Origin of the sequence: Streptomyces sp. CA-243310 (genome assembly GCF_050936775.1) — a bacterium.
In the GTDB taxonomy this organism is placed as follows: Bacteria; Actinomycetota; Actinomycetes; order Streptomycetales; family Streptomycetaceae; genus Streptomyces.
On sequence record NZ_JBNJMF010000001.1, the window covers coordinates 1,802,167 to 1,818,969 of the forward strand.

15 protein-coding genes are annotated in these 16,803 nt (G+C 71.1%); 4 read left to right on the plus strand and 11 right to left on the minus strand.

Annotated features, from left to right (window positions below):
* Window positions 1-17: 17 nt before the first annotated feature.
* Both ACQEVM_RS08495 and ACQEVM_RS08500 read left to right on the plus strand, forming a co-directional pair.
* Window positions 18-1,634, plus strand: coding sequence for an ABC transporter permease (locus tag ACQEVM_RS08495; protein WP_433079888.1), 1,617 nt, complete (start codon window positions 18-20; stop codon window positions 1,632-1,634).
* Window positions 1,634-2,659 carry an ABC transporter ATP-binding protein gene (locus ACQEVM_RS08500; protein WP_433076529.1) on the plus strand — a complete coding sequence of 342 codons (1,026 nt, stop codon included), beginning with the start codon at window positions 1,634-1,636 and terminating at the stop codon, window positions 2,657-2,659. The genes ACQEVM_RS08495 and ACQEVM_RS08500 overlap by 1 nt, the downstream gene beginning before the upstream one ends.
* A 93-nt stretch (window positions 2,660-2,752) precedes the next feature.
* On the opposite strand, the gene ACQEVM_RS08505 is transcribed toward ACQEVM_RS08500, so the two are convergent.
* From ACQEVM_RS08505 to ACQEVM_RS08530, 6 genes are all read right to left on the minus strand, one after another.
* Window positions 2,753-3,658: a DMT family transporter gene (locus ACQEVM_RS08505; RefSeq protein WP_433076531.1), complete on the minus strand. Its 906-nt coding sequence runs from the start codon at window positions 3,656-3,658 to the stop codon at window positions 2,753-2,755.
* Between the two features lie 80 nt (window positions 3,659-3,738).
* Window positions 3,739-4,830 carry an LOG family protein gene (locus tag ACQEVM_RS08510; protein ID WP_433076533.1) on the minus strand — a complete coding sequence of 364 codons (1,092 nt, stop codon included), beginning with the start codon at window positions 4,828-4,830 and terminating at the stop codon, window positions 3,739-3,741.
* A 26-nt stretch (window positions 4,831-4,856) separates the two neighbouring features.
* Entirely contained in the window at window positions 4,857-5,939 is a 1,083-nt protein-coding gene (locus ACQEVM_RS08515) for a hypothetical protein (RefSeq protein WP_433076535.1), read from the minus strand.
* Window positions 5,921-6,658 (minus strand): ABC transporter ATP-binding protein, encoded by a 738-nt coding sequence (locus ACQEVM_RS08520; protein WP_433076537.1) that lies wholly within the window; start codon window positions 6,656-6,658, stop codon window positions 5,921-5,923. Before ACQEVM_RS08520 ends, ACQEVM_RS08515 begins: the two co-directional genes overlap by 19 nt.
* A 182-nt stretch (window positions 6,659-6,840) precedes the next feature.
* On the minus strand, window positions 6,841-8,220 hold the full coding sequence (locus ACQEVM_RS08525) for an aspartate aminotransferase family protein (RefSeq protein ID WP_008737612.1): 1,380 nt from the start codon (window positions 8,218-8,220) through the stop codon (window positions 6,841-6,843).
* Window positions 8,205-8,708, minus strand: coding sequence for an Lrp/AsnC family transcriptional regulator (locus ACQEVM_RS08530; RefSeq protein ID WP_053675186.1), 504 nt, complete (start codon window positions 8,706-8,708; stop codon window positions 8,205-8,207). Before ACQEVM_RS08530 ends, ACQEVM_RS08525 begins: the two co-directional genes overlap by 16 nt.
* 170 nt (window positions 8,709-8,878) lie before the next feature.
* Here ACQEVM_RS08530 and ACQEVM_RS08535 point away from each other — a divergent pair, with 170 nt between their 5' ends.
* Together ACQEVM_RS08535 and ACQEVM_RS08540 are read left to right on the plus strand one after the other, a co-directional pair.
* Window positions 8,879-10,318 (plus strand): gamma-aminobutyraldehyde dehydrogenase, encoded by a 1,440-nt coding sequence (locus ACQEVM_RS08535; RefSeq protein ID WP_433079890.1) that lies wholly within the window; start codon window positions 8,879-8,881, stop codon window positions 10,316-10,318.
* Between the two features lie 104 nt (window positions 10,319-10,422).
* Entirely contained in the window at window positions 10,423-11,601 is a 1,179-nt protein-coding gene (locus ACQEVM_RS08540) for an ABC transporter substrate-binding protein (protein ID WP_433076540.1), read from the plus strand.
* Window positions 11,602-11,694: 93 nt separating this feature from the next.
* Here the strand turns inward: ACQEVM_RS08540 and ACQEVM_RS08545 are convergent, their stop codons facing one another.
* From ACQEVM_RS08545 to ACQEVM_RS08565, 5 genes are all read right to left on the minus strand, one after another.
* Window positions 11,695-12,918 carry a serine hydrolase domain-containing protein gene (locus ACQEVM_RS08545; RefSeq protein WP_433076542.1) on the minus strand — a complete coding sequence of 408 codons (1,224 nt, stop codon included), beginning with the start codon at window positions 12,916-12,918 and terminating at the stop codon, window positions 11,695-11,697.
* Between the two features lie 156 nt (window positions 12,919-13,074).
* Window positions 13,075-13,803, minus strand: coding sequence for a response regulator transcription factor (locus tag ACQEVM_RS08550; RefSeq protein WP_433076544.1), 729 nt, complete (start codon window positions 13,801-13,803; stop codon window positions 13,075-13,077).
* Window positions 13,800-14,966 (minus strand): sensor histidine kinase, encoded by a 1,167-nt coding sequence (locus ACQEVM_RS08555; protein ID WP_433076546.1) that lies wholly within the window; start codon window positions 14,964-14,966, stop codon window positions 13,800-13,802. The genes ACQEVM_RS08550 and ACQEVM_RS08555 overlap by 4 nt, the downstream gene beginning before the upstream one ends.
* Window positions 14,963-15,652, minus strand: coding sequence for a glycerophosphodiester phosphodiesterase (locus ACQEVM_RS08560; RefSeq protein WP_433076548.1), 690 nt, complete (start codon window positions 15,650-15,652; stop codon window positions 14,963-14,965). The genes ACQEVM_RS08555 and ACQEVM_RS08560 overlap by 4 nt, the downstream gene beginning before the upstream one ends.
* 21 nt (window positions 15,653-15,673) lie before the next feature.
* Window positions 15,674-16,699: an adenosine deaminase gene (locus ACQEVM_RS08565; protein ID WP_433076550.1), complete on the minus strand. Its 1,026-nt coding sequence runs from the start codon at window positions 16,697-16,699 to the stop codon at window positions 15,674-15,676.
* Window positions 16,700-16,803: the final 104 nt, after the last annotated feature.

Below are 16,803 nucleotides of genomic sequence, written 5' to 3' on the forward strand. Positions count from 1 at the left end.
TGGTCAGGCTGGGCCTGATGGCGCTCCCGCTCGTCTTCTTCGGGCTGTTCTTCGCCTACCCCGTCGCCGCGATCGTCGGGCGCGGGCTCAAGACCGAGGACGGTTGGCAGTTCGGCCGGATCGGCGAGGTGTTGGGCCGGCCCGACATCGTCGACGTGCTGTGGTTCACCACCTGGCAGGCGCTCGCGTCGACGGCGCTCACGCTCCTGATCGCGCTCCCCGGCGCGTACGTCTTCGCGCGCTTCGAGTTCCCGGGCAAGCAACTGCTGCGGGCAGTGGTCACGGTTCCGTTCGTGCTGCCGACCGTGGTGGTCGGCACGGCCTTCCTCGCGCTCGTCGGGCGGAACGGGCTGCTGGACGAGACCTGGGGTGTGCGACTCGACACCACCGTCTGGGCGATCCTGCTGGCCCACGTCTTCTTCAACTACGCGGTCGTCGTACGGACGGTGGGCGGGCTCTGGGCGCAGCTCGACCCGCGACAGGAAGAGGCCGCCCGGGTGCTGGGCGCCGGACGGTTCGCGGCCTGGCGGCGGGTGACGCTGCCCGCGCTCGGGCCGGCCGTGGCCGCCGCCTCGCTGATGGTCTTCCTGTTCACGTTCACCTCCTTCGGTGTCGTGCAGATCCTGGGCGGGCCCTCCTACGCCACCCTGGAGGTGGAGGTCTACCGGCAGACCGCGCAGTTGCTCGACCTGTCGACGGCCGCCGTGTTGACGATGGTCCAGTTCGCAGCCGTCGGACTGATCCTGTGCGTGCACGCCTGGACCGTGCGCAAGCGGGAGACGGCGCTGCGGCTCGTGGACCCGGCCCGTACCGCGCACCGGCCCAAGGGCCTCGCGCAGCGGGCCCTGTTGGGCGGGGTGCTGCTGACCGTGGCGCTGCTGATCGTGCTGCCGCTGGGCGTCCTGGTGGAACGGTCCTTCGACGCTCCCGGCGGGTACGGCCTCGACTTCTACCGGGCGTTGGCGGACGAGGGCGCGGGCGGCGGGACGTTCCTGGTCCCGCCGCTGGAGGCCATCGGGAACTCCCTGCGGTACGCGCTGGCGGCCACCGCCATCGCCCTGCTCATCGGAGGTCTCGCGGCCGCTGCGCTGACCCGGCGCGCGGGGCGCTTCGTACGGGGCTTCGACGCGCTGCTGATGCTGCCGCTCGGGGTGTCCGCCGTGACGGTCGGCTTCGGATTCCTGATCACCCTGGACGAGCCCCCGCTCGACCTGCGCACCTCGTGGATCCTGGTGCCCCTGGCGCAGGCCCTGGTCGGAGTGCCGTTCGTGGTGCGGACGATGCTGCCCGTGCTGCGTGCCGTCGACGGCCGGTTGCGGGAGGCGGCGGGCGTGCTCGGCGCCTCGCCGCTGCGGGCCTGGCGGGAAGTGGACCTGCCGCTCGTGCGACGGGCTCTGCTGATCGCGGCCGGTTTCGCCTTCGCCGTGTCGCTCGGCGAGTTCGGGGCGACCGTCTTCATCGCACGGGCCGACAGCCCCACGCTGCCCGTGGCCGTGGCGCGGCTGCTGGGGCGGGCCGGAGAACTGAACTACGGGCAGGCGATGGCCCTGAGCACGATTCTGATGCTGGTGTGCGCGGTGTCCCTGCTGGTGCTGGAGCGGCTGCGACCCGACAAGACCTCGGGAGAGTTCTGATGACGCTGCTTCGGCTGGACGGGGTGTCGGTCCGCTTCGGCGAGCGCGACGTCGTGGACGCCGTGGACCTGGAGGTCGCCGAGCACGAGATCGTCTGCGTGCTGGGGCCGAGCGGCAGCGGGAAGTCCACGCTGCTGCGGGTGGTCGCCGGGCTCCAGCCGGTCTCGGCCGGACGCGTGCTCCTGGACGGCGCGGACCAGGCCGCGGTGCCGGTGCACCGGCGCGGGGTGGGCCTGATGTTCCAGGACCACCAACTGTTCCCGCACCGCGACGTGGCCGGCAACGTCGGCTTCGGGCTGCGGATGCGGGGTTCCTCGCGGGACGCCTGCGCGGGCCGGGTCGAGGAACTGCTGGACCTGGTCGGACTCCCCGGAGCCGGGCGTCGAGCCGTCGCGTCGCTGTCGGGAGGCGAACAGCAGCGGGTCGCGCTGGCGAGGGCGCTCGCCCCGTCCCCGCGCCTGCTGATGCTCGACGAACCGCTGGGCCAGTTGGACCGGGGACTGCGCGAACGGCTGGTGGTGGAACTCCAGGGGTTGTTCTCCCGACTGGGGACGACCGTCCTGGCGGTCACCCACGACCAGGGGGAGGCCTTCGCGCTGGCCGACCGGGTCGTGGTGATGCGGGACGGGCGGATCGCGCAGGTGGGAACCCCGCTGGAGGTGTGGGAGCGGCCGGCCTCGGAGTTCGTGGCACGGTTCCTGGGCTTCGAGAACGTGGTCCCGGCCACGGTGTCGGGCGGCGCCGCGGCCACCCCCTGGGGCAAGGTCCCGGTGCCGGACGGCTCGCCGGAGGGGGAGCGTCTGCTCCTGGTCCGCGCCGCCGGAGTGACGCTGACCACTGACGGACTGCCGTGCGTCGTGGAGTCGCGGACCTTCCGGGGGACCCACGTGGCACTGCTGCTGCGACCCGAGTCGGGGCCGCCGCTGGAGGCCGAGTGCGGACCGGTCGGGGCACCGGTCGTGGGGGACCGCGTCGCGGTGACGTTCACCCCCGGCGAGGTCGTCGTCCTGCCCGACGAGCGCTGAGCGGGCGCGGACACGGGTCCGCCCCCGGATCCGCCGTCCCGTGAGGGCGGTGGATCCGGGGGCGGTGGTCCCGGAGGGGTTTGCGTACGGCGACTACGCGACCGGCACCGGGTCCGGGGACTCCGCCGGAGCCTCGGCTCCGTCGTGATTGCCGTACCAGGCCACCGCCACGGCGCCCGTCACCGCGAGGACGAAGCCCAGCACCGCCAGCCACGCCAGGCCGGGCCGTGAGGCGTCGCCCAGCAGGAGGACGCCGATGGCGCCCGGAAGCACCGTCTCGCCGACCACCAAGGCGGCGGTGGCCCCGTTCACGGACCCGATCTGGAGGGCCACCGTGTGCAGGTACATGCCGCCGATGCCCGCCACGAGGATCGCGTACAGGGCCGGGTCGGACAGCAGGGCGCCCAGGCCGAACGGCTCGACGCCGTTCAGGATGCGAACGCCGACCCCCAGCGCGCCGAAGGCCAGGCCCGACAGCAGACCGGCCAGGATCGCGGCCCGCCCGCCGAGGAACCGGACCGCCACCGTGCCGCCCACGATGATCAGCAGGGTGATCGCGAGCAGCCACCAGTGCGTGGACATCGGCGCGTGATGGCCGCCCTCGTGCCCCGCGGCCGTCGCCAGCAGCACGAGCGCCGCGCAGACGACCCCGATGGAGGTCCACTCCTTGCGGGTGAGCCGGATGCCCAGCATCTTCACGCTGAGCACGGCGGTGATCACGAGGTTGGCGCTGATCACGGTCTGGGAGAGGAACAGCGGGAGGAGACGCGCCGCGAGCGCGCCCAGGCCGAAGCCCACGAAGTCCAGGATCGTGCCGACGATGAACTCCCAGGTCATCGCCGCCTTCGCGGTCGAGGACAGGTTCGGTCCGCCGTGCGCGGTCACCCCGGCCGCGGCCGGGGACGTCCGGGCCGCCCGGCGCGAGCCGACGGCTTGCAGGACGGATCCCGTGCCGTAGCAGATGGACGCCGCGATGGCGGTCAGCAGGCCTATGAGCACAGAGGGCTCCGTTCACGTCTGGCAGGTTTTGCGGTACCTCTTCCAGACGTGCGAATCGGCCGGGAAGTTGCCTCGTCGGGTCAGCGCATCGAAGCGAGTGCCGCCGGCACCTCGTCCACCGAGTCCACCAGGGCGATCCTCGACTCCATGGACCGGCCGCGCGCCAGGGCCCGGAGCAGCGGCCAGGCCGGCAGGTGTTCCGTCCAGTGGGCGCGGTCCACCAGGACCATCGGGGTCGGTTCGCCGCGCGACTCGTAGTGGTTCGGCGTGGCGTTGTCGAATATCTCCTGGACCGTTCCCGCGGCGCCCGGGAGGAACACCACGCCCGCGGTGGACCGCGCCAGCAGTCCGTCCTCACGGGTGGCGTTCGCGAAGTACTTGGCGATGTGGCCGGCGAAGGGGTTCGGCGGCTCGTGCCCGTAGAACCAGGTCGGGATGCCCACCGAGTCGCCGCCCTCGGGCCAGCGTTCCCGTACGGCGAAGGCCGCTCTCGCCCAGTCGGACACGGACGGCGTGAAGGAAGGCGCCTTGGCCAACATCTCCAACGCCTCCGGCAGCGCCTCGTCGGGGGCGGGGGCGAGGTAGGCGCCGAGGTTCGCGGCCTCCATCGCGCCCGGGCCGCCGCCGGTGGCCACGGTCAGCCCGGACCGGGACAGGGTCCGGCCGAGTTCCGCCGCGCCCAGGTAGTCCGTACCGCCGCGGGCCATGGCGTGGCCGCCCATCACTCCCACCACCCGGGCACCGGCGAGGTGCTCGTCCAGGGCGTCGGAGACGGCGTCGTCGTGGATGGAACGCAGCATCGAGGCGTAGATGTCGCCGTCGGCCTTGGTCTCCTGGAACCAGGCGTACGCCTGGGCGTCAGGGGTGACCTCGTAGCCCTCCCGCAGGCCGGTGAACAGCTCGTCCGCGGTGTAGAGCAGTCCCCGGTAGGGGTTGAACGGCAGGTCCGGCACCGGCGGGAAGACCAGGGCGCCGTCGGCGCGGACCTTCGCGGAGGCGTCGGGCTCCATGGCGCAGCCGAGGAACACGGCGGCCGAGGTGTCGGCCGACAGCAGCGCGAACGTCCGCTCCAGCAGGTTGACCGACTGGACCCGGTAGCCGCTCAGGGAACCCCGAGCGGCGACCTGGTCGAATTCGGCGAGCGTCTCGATCTCGATGTCTGGGTTGACCATTCGGCCCACACTAAGGGCTGCGTCAGTCAGCGGGTCAACGCGAGAGACGTCAGTTGCGCCACACCCCAACTGAGGGATACGCATACGGCGAGCAGGGCAGTCGCGCGTACGGTGACGGCCGTACGCAGCACCGTTCCGGGGGTTCCCAGGTCGTTCAGGGTGTCCCGGGCGGCGGTGCGGGACTGCCGGGATTCGACCGCGGATGTGAGGAGAGTCGCAGCCGCGCACAGGGCCACGAGTACGGCGGCCGGGCCGGTCAGCGGACCGAGCGGCGGCAGGAAACCGTCGGTGTCGCGCACGGCGAGGGTGGTGAGCCCGGCCGCGCCGATCGCGCACAGCACTCCGAGCGGCCGGCCCAGGCGGGGCGCCTCCTCCTGGAGGCTGCGCCCGGCGAGCAGCCGGAGCGCGCCCGGGCGGACGGCCTGCACGAGGGTTCCGCAGGCGAAGGCCACGCCCGGTCCGGCGAGGGCGAGCCCCATCGCGATCAGGGCCCAGCCGGTCGGCACGGCGGCGCTGCCCCGTCCGGCGTAGGTCTCGACGGTCAGGCCGGAAGCGGTGAGGGCGACCCCCCAGGGGACCCCGCTCTGCGGGGACAGCCCGGCCAGCGGGGGGCGGGAGCGCAGGGAGAGGGCCACCGCCGCCGAGGCGGCGAGGGGGACCAGGGCCAGCAGGGTCAGGGCGGCCGCCACCGGCAGCGGCTGTTCGGCGTGCAGCAGCCGGGCGCCGGCCCCGTCGAACGGCAGGCCGCCGAGGTCGCCCCGCAGGTGCAGGAACGCGGCCAGGGCCACGGCGCTGCCCAGGGCGCAGGCGACGGCGGTGGAGATCGCCGCGACGAGGGTGCGCCGTACGGGACCCAGGCCGACCGCGTCCATTCCCTCCCGGGGTCGGGTCGCGGGGTCGGTTCGCGCCACGGCGACGGCGAACTGCACGGTGACGGCGAGCGGCACGAGCGCCCACAGCAGCCGAGGGAACGATCCGGCGGGTCGGGCCAAGGCTCCGACCAGCACGTACAGCAGCAGGAATCCGGTACCGGCGGCGGCGGTGGCGACGAGCAACCGGCGCAGCTGGACCAGCGGCCGGGAGCCTCGGGCTAGGCGGAGAGCGAGCACGAGGCCTGGTCCTCCGTGGTGAGCGGGTCGGCGGTGGCCGCGACCGCGGCCGGGCGTCCGTCGAGGAGCTCGATCCGCCGGTCGGCGACGCCGGCGACCTCCTCGTCGTGGGTGGCCAGCAGTACGGAGATCTCGTGCGAGCGGGCCGCCGTGGTCAGGGTGCGCAGGAGCAGGGCGCGTTCGGTGCGGTGCAGGGAGGCGGTCGGCTCGTCGGCGAAGATCACCGTGGGCTCGTTGACCAGGGCGCGGGCCAGGGCGACCCGCTGTGACTCGGCTCGGGTGAGGGCGCCGGGGCGCTTGCGGGCGAAGCCGCCGATGTCGAGGCGATCCAGCCATTCGCAGGCGGCGCTCTTGGCGGCGCGGTGCGGGGCGCCGGCGAGGAGCAGCGGCAGTGCGGCGTTCTCCCACACCTTGAGTTCGGGCAGCAGCCCCGGCTCGGGGCCGATCCAGCCGAACCGGTCGCGGCGCAACCGCTCGCGGACCGCGGCTCCCATGGTGTGCACGGGGACGCTGTTGAACCAGACCTCGCCCTGTTCGGGCACGAGCTGTCCGAGGAGGCAGCGCAGCAGGGTGGTCTTGCCGCTTCCGCGGGGGCCGGTCACGGCCAGGATCTCGCCTTGGCGGACGCCGATGGAGACGCCGATGAGGCCTGGTGAACCGCTGTGGGAGTAGTGCAGGGACCGCGCCCAGAGCACATCATTGTCTGCCGGAGCCACCATGGCGTACACCTCCGTCCGGGGGAACGAAGCGGAGCCGGTTCGGTCACTGGCGCCGCAATGAGATGTAAAGAGATGAACGTCTTGGATGGTGACAGCACACGGCCCGGACCCCCGCGTTCTCACTCGAACGGGCGATCCGGGCCGTGTGCTTCGGACGTTTTACCGCCTGTCGCGGACCTTGCCTACAGCTTGGTCCACGCCTCCGTGAGCACCGAGCGCAGGATGCCCTCGATCTCGTCGAAGGTGCCCTGGTCCGCGATCAGCGGCGGGGCCAGCTGGATGACCGGGTCGCCACGGTCGTCGGCGCGGCAGTACAGGCCGTTCTCGAAGAGCGCCTTGGAGAGGAAGCCGTAGAGCACGCGCTCCGTCTCCTCGTCCGTGAAGGACTCCTTCGTGACCTTGTCCTTGACGAGCTCGATGCCGTAGAAGTAGCCGTTGCCGCGGACGTCGCCGACGATCGGCAGGTCGTGCAGCTTCTTCAGCGTCGAGAAGAAGGCGCCCTCGTTGTCCAGCACGTGCTGGTTGAGGCCTTCCTTGTCGAAGATGTCGAGGTTGGCCAGCGCGACCGCCGAGGAGACCGGGTGGCCGCCGAAGGTGTAGCCGTGCAGGAAGGTGTTGTCTCCCTTGTAGAACGGCTCCGCGAGGCGGTCCGAGATGATGCAGGCACCGATCGGGGAGTAGCCCGAGGTCATGCCCTTGGCGCAGGTGATCATGTCCGGCACGTAGTCGAACTTGTCACAGGCGAACATCGTGCCGAGGCGGCCGAACGCGCAGATCGTCTCGTCGGAGACGAGCAGGACGTCGTACTCGTCGCAGATCTCGCGGACCCGCTGGAAGTACCCGGGCGGCGGCGGGAAGCAGCCACCGGCGTTCTGCACCGGCTCCAGGAACACGGCGGCGACGGTGTCGGCGCCCTCGAACAGGATCTCCTGCTCGATCTGGTCGGCGCACCAGCGGCCGTAGGCCTCCGGGTCGTCGCCGAAGATCGGGGCGCGGTAGATGTTGGTGTTCGGCACCTTGTGCGCGCCGGGGACCAGCGGCTCGAAGGGGGCCTTCAGGGCCGGCAGACCGGTGATGGACAGGGCGCCCTGCGGGGTGCCGTGGTAGGCCACCGCGCGGGAGATCACCTTGTACTTGGTGTGCTTGCCCTGGAGCTTGAAGTACTGCTTGGCCAGCTTCCAGGCGGTCTCGACGGCCTCGCCGCCACCGGTGGTGAAGAAGACCTTGTTCAGGTCGCCGGGGGCGTAGTGGGCGAGGCGCTCGGCGAGCTCGACGGCCTTGGGGTGCGCGTACGACCAGATGGGGAAGAACGCGAGTTCCTGCGCCTGCTTGTAGGCGACCTCGGCCAGTTCCTTGCGGCCGTGACCGGCGTTGACCACGAACAGTCCGGCGAGACCGTCGAGGTAGCGCTTGCCCTTGTCGTCCCAGATGTAGGTGCCCTCGCCCCGGACGATGGTGGGGACGGGGGAGTTCTCGTAGGACGACATGCGGGTGAAGTGCATCCACAGGTGGTCGTACGCGGTCTTGGAGAGGTCCTGGCTCACGGTTATCGGGTTCCCCACATGTAGGTCTGCTTCTTCAGCTTCAGGTAAACGAAGCTTTCGGTTGATCGCACGCCGGGGAGCGCGCGGATCTTCTTGTTGATCGTTTCCAACAGGTGGTCGTCGTCTTCGCAGACGATCTCCACCATCAGGTCGAACGAGCCCGCGGTCATGACCACGTACTCGCACTCGGCCATCGAGGTCAGTGCGTCGGCCACCGGGTCGAGGTCGCCCTCGACGTTGATGCCGACCATTGCCTGGCGCCGCAGGCCCACGGTGAGCGGGTCCGTTACGGCGACGATCTGCATGACGCCCTGGTCGAGCAGCTTCTGTACGCGCTGGCGCACGGCTGCCTCGGACAGGCCGACGGCCTTGCCGATGGCTGCGTAGGGACGGCGTCCGTCCTCTTGCAGTTGCTCGATGATCGCCAGGGACACAGCATCGACCGAAGGGGACGGTTGTCTGTTCCTGGAATCTGCGCTTCGACTGACCACGACCTCACTGTGCACGAGGAGTCGTCTGTTCCGCAAGGCATAACCGATGAAATTCGTTGTTCAGCGTCTTCGATTGCACGGATTTCGTAGTTGGGGGTGTCTGGCTCTGTCGAAAGCGTCGGCCGAGAGGCTAGGCTTGGGGAATCGTCTCAATCGTTGGACATGTGATCAGGAGAGTGGCTGTAGTGACCACCGAACTGCGTCGTCTGCGCAACTACATCGGCGGGGAGTTCAAGGACGCCGCCGACGGGCGGACCACCGAGGTGGTCAACCCCGCCATCGGCGAGGCGTACGCCACCGCACCCCTGTCCGGCCAGGCCGATGTGGATGCGGCCATGGCCGCCGCCGCCGCGGCCTTCCCGGGCTGGCGCGACACCACCCCCGCGGAGCGGCAGAAGGCCCTGCTCAAGATCGCGGACGCCTTCGAGGCGCGCGCGGACGAGCTCGTCGCCGCCGAGTCGGAGAACACCGGCAAGCCGCTGGGCCTCACGGCCAGCGAGGAGCTGCCGCCGATGGTGGACCAGATCCGCTTCTTCGCGGGTGCGGCCCGACTGCTGGAGGGCCGCTCGGCCGGCGAGTACATGGACGGGATGACCTCGATCGTCCGCCGTGAGCCGGTCGGAGTCTGCGCCCAGGTCGCGCCGTGGAACTACCCGATGATGATGGCCGTGTGGAAGTTCGCCCCGGCCATCGCCGCGGGCAACACCGTGGTGCTCAAGCCCTCGGACACGACCCCGGCCTCCACCGTGCTGATGGCCGAGATCATCGACTCGGTCCTGCCCAAGGGCGTCTTCAACGTCGTCTGCGGCGACCGGGAGACCGGCAAGGCCATGGTGGAGCACTCCACCCCGGCCATGGCCTCCATCACCGGCTCGGTACGCGCCGGCATGCAGGTCGCCGAGAGCGCCTCGAAGGACGTCAAGCGCGTCCACCTGGAGCTCGGCGGCAAGGCCCCCGTCGTGGTCTTCGAGGACGCCGACCTGGCCAAGGCCGTCGAGGACATCGCGGTCGCCGGCTACTTCAACGCCGGTCAGGACTGCACCGCCGCCACCCGCGTGTTGGTGCACGAGTCGATCCACGACGAGTTCGTGGCCGCGCTCGCCAAGGCCGCCTCGGACACCAAGACCGGCCAGCCGGACGACGAGGACGTGCTGTACGGGCCGCTCAACAACCCGAACCAGCTCAAGCAGGTCGCCGGCTTCATCGAGCGCCTCCCCGCCCACGCCAAGGTCGAGGCGGGCGGCCACCGGGTCGGCGAGAAGGGCTACTTCTACGCCCCGACCGTGGTGTCCGGCCTGAAGCAGGACGACGAGATCATCCAGAACGAGGTCTTCGGCCCCGTCATCACCGTGCAGTCCTTCACGGACGAGGCCCAGGCCCTGGAGTACGCGAACGGCGTCGAGTTCGCCCTCGCCTCCTCGGTGTGGACCAAGAACCACGGCCGCGCGATGCGCATGTCCAAGAACCTCGACTTCGGCTGCGTGTGGATCAACACCCACATCCCGCTCGTCGCCGAGATGCCCCACGGCGGGTTCAAGAAGTCCGGCTACGGCAAGGACCTCTCCGCCTACGGCTTCGAGGACTACACCCGCATCAAGCACGTGATGACCTCGCTCGACGGCTGACCACTCGCCGCGGCGACCGCACTGATCAGCGCACAGCGCTGAGGGGGCGGGCAGTAGACACGTTGTCTATTGTCCGCCCCTTCGCGTTGCCCGAGGCTGTGGCCATGCCTGAACTCGCCTTCTCCCGGCGCTCGGCGCTGCGCGGCCTCGGCGCCGTGGTCCTGCCGGCCGCGCTCACCGCCTGCGGAGTTCCCGCCGCCTTCGTCCCCGAAGACCGGCGGGAGGGGCCGGACCGATCCGCCCGGGACCGAAGTCTCGCCTTCTCCAACTGGCCGCTCTACATCGACACCGACGAGGAGGACGAGGCGCGCCGGCCGACGTTGGACGAGTTCTCGCGGAAGACCGGCATCGAGGTCCGGTACACCGAGGAGATCAACGACAACGACGAGTTCTTCGGCAAGATCAGTCCGGCGCTCATGAACCACCAGGAGACCGGCCACGACCTCGTGGTGGTCAGCGACTGGATGGCCGCCCGCTTCGTTCATCTGGGCTGGGCCCAGAAGATGGACCGCTCGGCCCAGTCGAATGTCGCCGAGTACCTGGATCCCCAGCTCCGTTCCCCCGCCTTCGACGAGGGCCGGCTGCACACCGTCCCCTGGCAGTCGGGCATCACCGGCATCGCCTACAACCGCAAGGCCCTGGGCCGGGAGCTCAAGTCCGTCAAGGACCTCTGGCAGCCCGACCTCGCGGGCAAGGTGACGCTCTTCTCCGGGCTCGACGAATCCTTCGCCCTGCTGATGCAGGGCGACGGCGTGGACGTCACCCGCTGGACCGAGGCGGACTTCCACCGCATGTGCGATCAGGTCGAGCGCATGGTGAGGAAGAGGCACATCCGCCGCTTCACCGGCAACGACTACACCTCCGACCTGAGCAAGGGGGACGTCCTGGCCTGTCAGGCCTACTCCGGCGACGTCATCCAACTCCAGGCCGACAACCCCGACATCGAGTTCGTGGTGCCCGAAGAAGGGGCCGAACTCTGGGCCGAGAGCCTGCTCGTCCCCAACCTGGCGCGGCACAAGGCCAACGCCGAGGCCCTCGTGGACCACTACTACGACCCGGCGGTGGCCGCCCGGCTCGCGGCGTCCGTCAACTACGTCTGTCCGGTCCCGGCCGCCCGCGAGGTGCTCGCGGGCTCCGACGACAAGGAGACCGCGGAACTGGCCGAGAACCCGCTGATCTTCCCCGACGACGAGATGCGCCGACGTCTCGTCGTGGCCCGGGACATCTCCTCGGTGGAACGCCGCTCCTTCGCCAAGCGCTGGAACGCCATCGTCGGTCTCTGAGGCCCTCGTCGGCCTCTGACGAGGACGTCCGCATCGACCGTCGTCCGCCTCGGCCGGTCTCCGCCCGGGCCGGTCTCCCCGGTGGGTGGACCGCTACTCGGTGAAGGCGGCCATCGCTATGCCGAGGGCCACCGGGTTCATGTCCGGTCCCTTGGCGTCCGTGGAGTTGACCGAGTAGACGAGGGTCCGGGAGAGGTCGCGGGTCGCGCCCATCCCCGTGGTGTAACCGTGCCGGCCGCCGGTCTTGCCCCAGGCCACCGTGCCGCCCGGCAGGACGATCCTCGACATCCCCGCGGTCAGGACGGCCTTCTTCCCGGTCACGAAGTCGTCGACTTCGGGCACCGTGAACATCTCCTCCAACCGGGACCCGGGTACGATCCGGCCACTGAACAGAGCCACGGTGAAGCGCTCCAGATCGGCGGTCGTCGAGATGATGTCGCCGGCCGCCCACCGGTCGGAGCTGTTCCACACCGAGACGTCCCGCAGTTCCCTCGTGCCGTCCGGTCGCGGCACCGCCTGGTAGCCGTGGTTGTGGGGTCCCTGGATTCGCGTCTGTGTCCGCCCCGGGAACGACGTCTGACGCAGTCCGAGGGGCCGCAGGATCCGCTGGGTGACCGAGGCCTCGTACGAGGTGCCCGTCACCTCCTCGATGAGCACGCCCAGCACGGTGTAGTTGATGTTCAGGTAGTGCTGGGCCTCGCCCGGCTCGAACTCCGGCTTCTTGGCCAGGGCATGGGCGATCTGCTGCCGCGGATCCGTCACGTCGAAACGGTGCTCCCACTGGGCCTCGAAGGAGCCGCCCGGGCCGTCGGCCGCCTGGATGCCGCTCGTGTGGTTCAGCAGCTCCCGCACCGTGGGGTCGCTCTTGAAGGTGGGGGGAAAGGCCGCCGGCAGGTACCGCCGCGCCGGCGCGTCCAGATCGACCTTGCCCTCGGCTGCCAACTGGAGCACCACCGCCGCCGTGAAGGTCTTGGTCACCGAACCGGCCCGGAAACGGCCCTGCTCCAGGGCCCCCCGCCCGGTACGCACATCCGCCACGCCCGCGCCGCCCCGCCAACTGCCGCTCGTGCCGCCGACCCGGACCAGGGCGGCCGTCGCGTCCTTGTGGTCCGCTCCGACGCCGGCGATGGCGGCGCGCAGCGCCACCGCGTCGGGCGGCGTGGCGATGGTGGGGGCCGTGGGGGTCGTGCGGGGCGCCGGCGCGCCCGCCGGCGTGGTCGCAGATGGGGACGGCGGCGCGGCGTGGGCAACGGCCGGGCCGGCCGCCACACCCAGCACCAGCGCCGTCGCGATCACGGTGCGGGTCGTTGCGTTCATGATCTTCATGGTGGGATCCCCTTGTCGAGTCTCCGGGCGACCTCCGCCCCGATGACCTCAATGTTGCTGGTCACAGGGGTGGTTGCGGATCCCCGACAAGAGGGGTCTTCAGCGGTACGACAACTCACCACCGCGGGGGAGGACGATGCCGCCGACTCACTCTCCGGAGGGAGATACCCCGGATGCGGATGCGGAGGCGGAGACCGCGTCGGCGGACCGCCTTCCCGCCGCGATCAGGCCCGTCTCGTAGGCACAGATCACCGCCTGGATCCGGTCCCGCAGCCCCAACTTCGCCAAGACGTTCCCCACATGGGACTTCACCGTGTGCTCGCTGACCGTCAGCGCCCCCGCGATCTCCGCGTTGGACAGCCCCCGCCCCAGGTGCAGCAGCGTCTCCCGCTCCCGCGCCGTCAGCACCCCCAGTCGTTCGGCGGACAGAGCCGACCCGGCCGCCGGTCGCGCCGTCACCGCCGTGTACTCCTCGATCAGACGCCGTGCCACCGAAGGCGCCAGCAGGGACTCGCCGGCCGCCACCACCCGTACGGCGTGCACCAGATCGTCCCGCCGCACGTCCTTCAGCAGGAACCCGCTCGCGCCCGCGTGCAAGGCCTCGTACACGTACTCGTCGGAGTCGAAGGTCGTCAGCATCACCGTCCGGCACGCCGTCCGCGCCGTGATCATCCGACACGCCTCGATGCCGTCCAGCACCGGCATCCGCACGTCCAGCAGCGCCACGTCCGGCCGCAGGTCACGCACCGCCGACACCGCCGCCGCGCCGTCGCCGACCTCGGCCACGACCTCGATGTCGTCCTGGACGTCCAGGATCATCGCGAAGCCGCTGCGCACCAGTTCCTGGTCGTCGGCCACCACCACACGGATCGTCAACTCCCCACCTCCGGAGCCGACGTTACAAGGACCACCCGTACCCGGAACCCCCGCCGGTCCGCCCCCGGACCGGACTCGACGGTTCCGCCGTGGGCGGCCGCGCGCTCCCGGATGCCGATCAGCCCGTGCCCGCCCGGAGAACCGTCCGGCCCCCGTCCGTCGTCCGTCACCTCCACCGCGAGGTCCCCCGCCCCGTACTGCAGACGTACCGCCGCGATCGAGGCCCCGGCGTGCCGGACCACGTTCGTCAGGGCCTCCTGGACCACCCGGTACACCGTCGCCTCCAGCCCGGCGGGCAGCGGACGCACCACGCCGGTCAGCTCGTACGAGACGGCGAGCCCGCCGGCCCGCACCCGCCGGAGCAACCCGTCCAGTTCCCCGATGCCCGGTTGCGGGCGGCGCGGTGCGACCTCGTCCGTCCGCAGCACGCCCAACATCGCGCGCAGTTGGGCCATCGCTTCGCGGCCGGTGTCCGCTATGGCGTCGAAGGCGGCCTCCGCCCGCTCCGGCGCCCTGCGCACCGCCACCGGACCGGCCTCGGCCTGCACGATCATGATGCTGACCGCGTGCGAGAGGACGTCGTGCATCTCCCGTGCGATCCGGGCCCGTTCCCGGGCCGCGGCCTGCTCCGCCTCGATCAGGTTCGCCCGCTCCAGTTCGGCGGCCCGCTCCTCGACGGCCCGCGTGTACGCCTGCCGGGTGACCTGGAGCCGACCCAGTGCGTAGGCGGCGGCCGAGACGAAGAGGGTGAACAGTAACTCCCGCATGGTCCCGGTGTTCCAGCCCACCGACACCACGATCACCACGACCGTCAGCAGCGCGACGAGCAGACGCACCCGGGCCGTGCACAGCAGGGCCACCGTGTAGTAGGCGATCAGCCCCGCGTACGGCAGCGGCTGGCCGGGCCCGTCCAGCGCGAGTTCGTAGAGGCCGCCCGCGAGCAGGACGGCGACCAACACCGCCACCGGCGCCCGGCGACGCCAGATCAGCGGCAGCACCGCGAGCGTGGTCATCCCGTAGGAGGGCCAGTCGGCGACCGGCAGTCCGGGATCGCGGGGCACCAGGAACGGCATGGTGACGGCCGACTGCACCAGCAGCGTCAGCCCCAGGTCCTGCCACCGCGGGTCGGCCCGGCGGACGCGTTCGCCCCAGGCACGTATCACCGACGCCGCTCGGCCCGCACCGCCGTCAGCGCGTCCACCCGGTTGGTGGTGATGGAGTCGACCCCCGCCGCGACGAGGGCGCGCATCGACCGCTTCGTGTCGGCGGTCCACGCCGACACGAGCAGCCCGTCCCGGTGCAGGGCGTCGGTCAACTCCCGGTCGACGAGCCCGAAGCGGTAGTTGAGCCAGGCGGGGGCCACCGCGTCGATGAGCACCCGGCGCGGCGGCGACAGGGTGGTCCAGGTCAGCGCGATCTCCGCGCCCGGGTCGGCGGCCCGCACCGCGAGCATCGACTCCGGGCCCGCGCAGTAGTACGTGCGGTCGCGCGCCCCGCACTCGCGGACCTGGTCCACGACCGTCCGCACCGTGTCGGCGTCCGCGCCCGGAAGGTCCACCATGACCCGGCCCGCGCCCGCCGCCATCAAGGCATCGCGCAGCGTGGGGATCCCACCCCGCGTCAGCTCCTTGAGCTGGGGAGCCGTGACGGCGTCGAGCCGCACGTCATGCCCCCACAGCCGCTGGAGCGTCTCGTCGTGCAGCAGGACCGGGACCCGGTCACGGGTGAGTCGGACGTCGATCTCGACCGCGTCCGCCCCCCGGGCGAAGGCGGAGCGGATCGAGTCGAGGGTGTTCTCGCGGACACGGTAGGGGTCGCCGCGGTGGCCGACGGCAGTCAGGGTGCGCATGCACCCCATTCTGCTCGGGCGTCAGGAGGCCAACCACGTGTCGGTGTACGTGTCGATCTCCGCGGTGAGCCTCGCCTTGCCCTCCGGGTCGAGGAAGGAGGCCTCGACGGCGTTCTTGGCCAGCTGCGCCAGACCGCGCTCGTCGAGGTCGAGGAGCCGTGCGGCCACCGCGTACTCGTTGTTGAGGTCGGAGCCGAACATCGGCGGGTCGTCGCTGTTGATGGTGACGAGCACGCCCGCGGCGACCATCTCCTTGACCGGGTGCGCGTCCATGTCGGTCACCACGCGGGTGGCGATGTTCGAGGTCGGGCAGACCTCCAGCGCGATCCGGTGCTCGGCGAGGTAGGCCAGCAGTTCGGGGTCCCGGACGGAGGTCGTGCCGTGGCCGATGCGCTCGGCGCCCAGCTCGCGGATGGCGTCCCAGACGGTCTCCGGCCCGGTGGACTCGCCGGCGTGCGGCACGCTGTGCAGGCCGGCCGCCCGGGCCCGGTCGAAGTACGGCTTGAACTGGGGGCGCGGGACACCGATCTCCGGACCGCCCAGGCCGAAGGAGACCAGGCCCTCGGGGCGCAGGTCGACCGCGAGGCGGGTGGTCTCGGCCGCGGCCTCCAGGCCGGCCTCGCCGGGGATGTCGAAGCACCAGCGCAGGATGACCCCGAGTTCCGCCTCGGCGTCCTTGCGGGCGTCCTCGATGGCCTCCATGAACGCCTTCTCCTCGATGCCGCGGCGGGTGGAGGAGTACGGGGTGATCGTCAGCTCGGCGTAGCGGATGTTCTGGCGGGCCATGTCGCGGGCGACCTCGAAGGTCAGCGTGCGCACGTCGTCGGGGGTGCGGACCAGGTCGACGACGGACAGGTAGACCTCGATGAAGTGGGCGAAGTCCGTGAAGGTGAAGTAGTCGGCGAGCGCCTCGGGGTCGGTGGGGACCTTCGAGTCGGGGTGCCGGGAGGCGAGCTCGGCCACGATGCGCGGGGAAGCCGAGCCGACGTGGTGGACGTGGAGTTCGGCCTTGGGAAGCCCCGCGATGAAGGGGTGCAGGTCGGGCATGGGTGCCTCCGGGAGGACACGGGTTCGGGCAGGTCGGCTTCATCGTAGGCAGGCCCGGGGAGTGTCGGTGGCAGCACTTAGCATGGCCGTACGAGAGGGGGGTG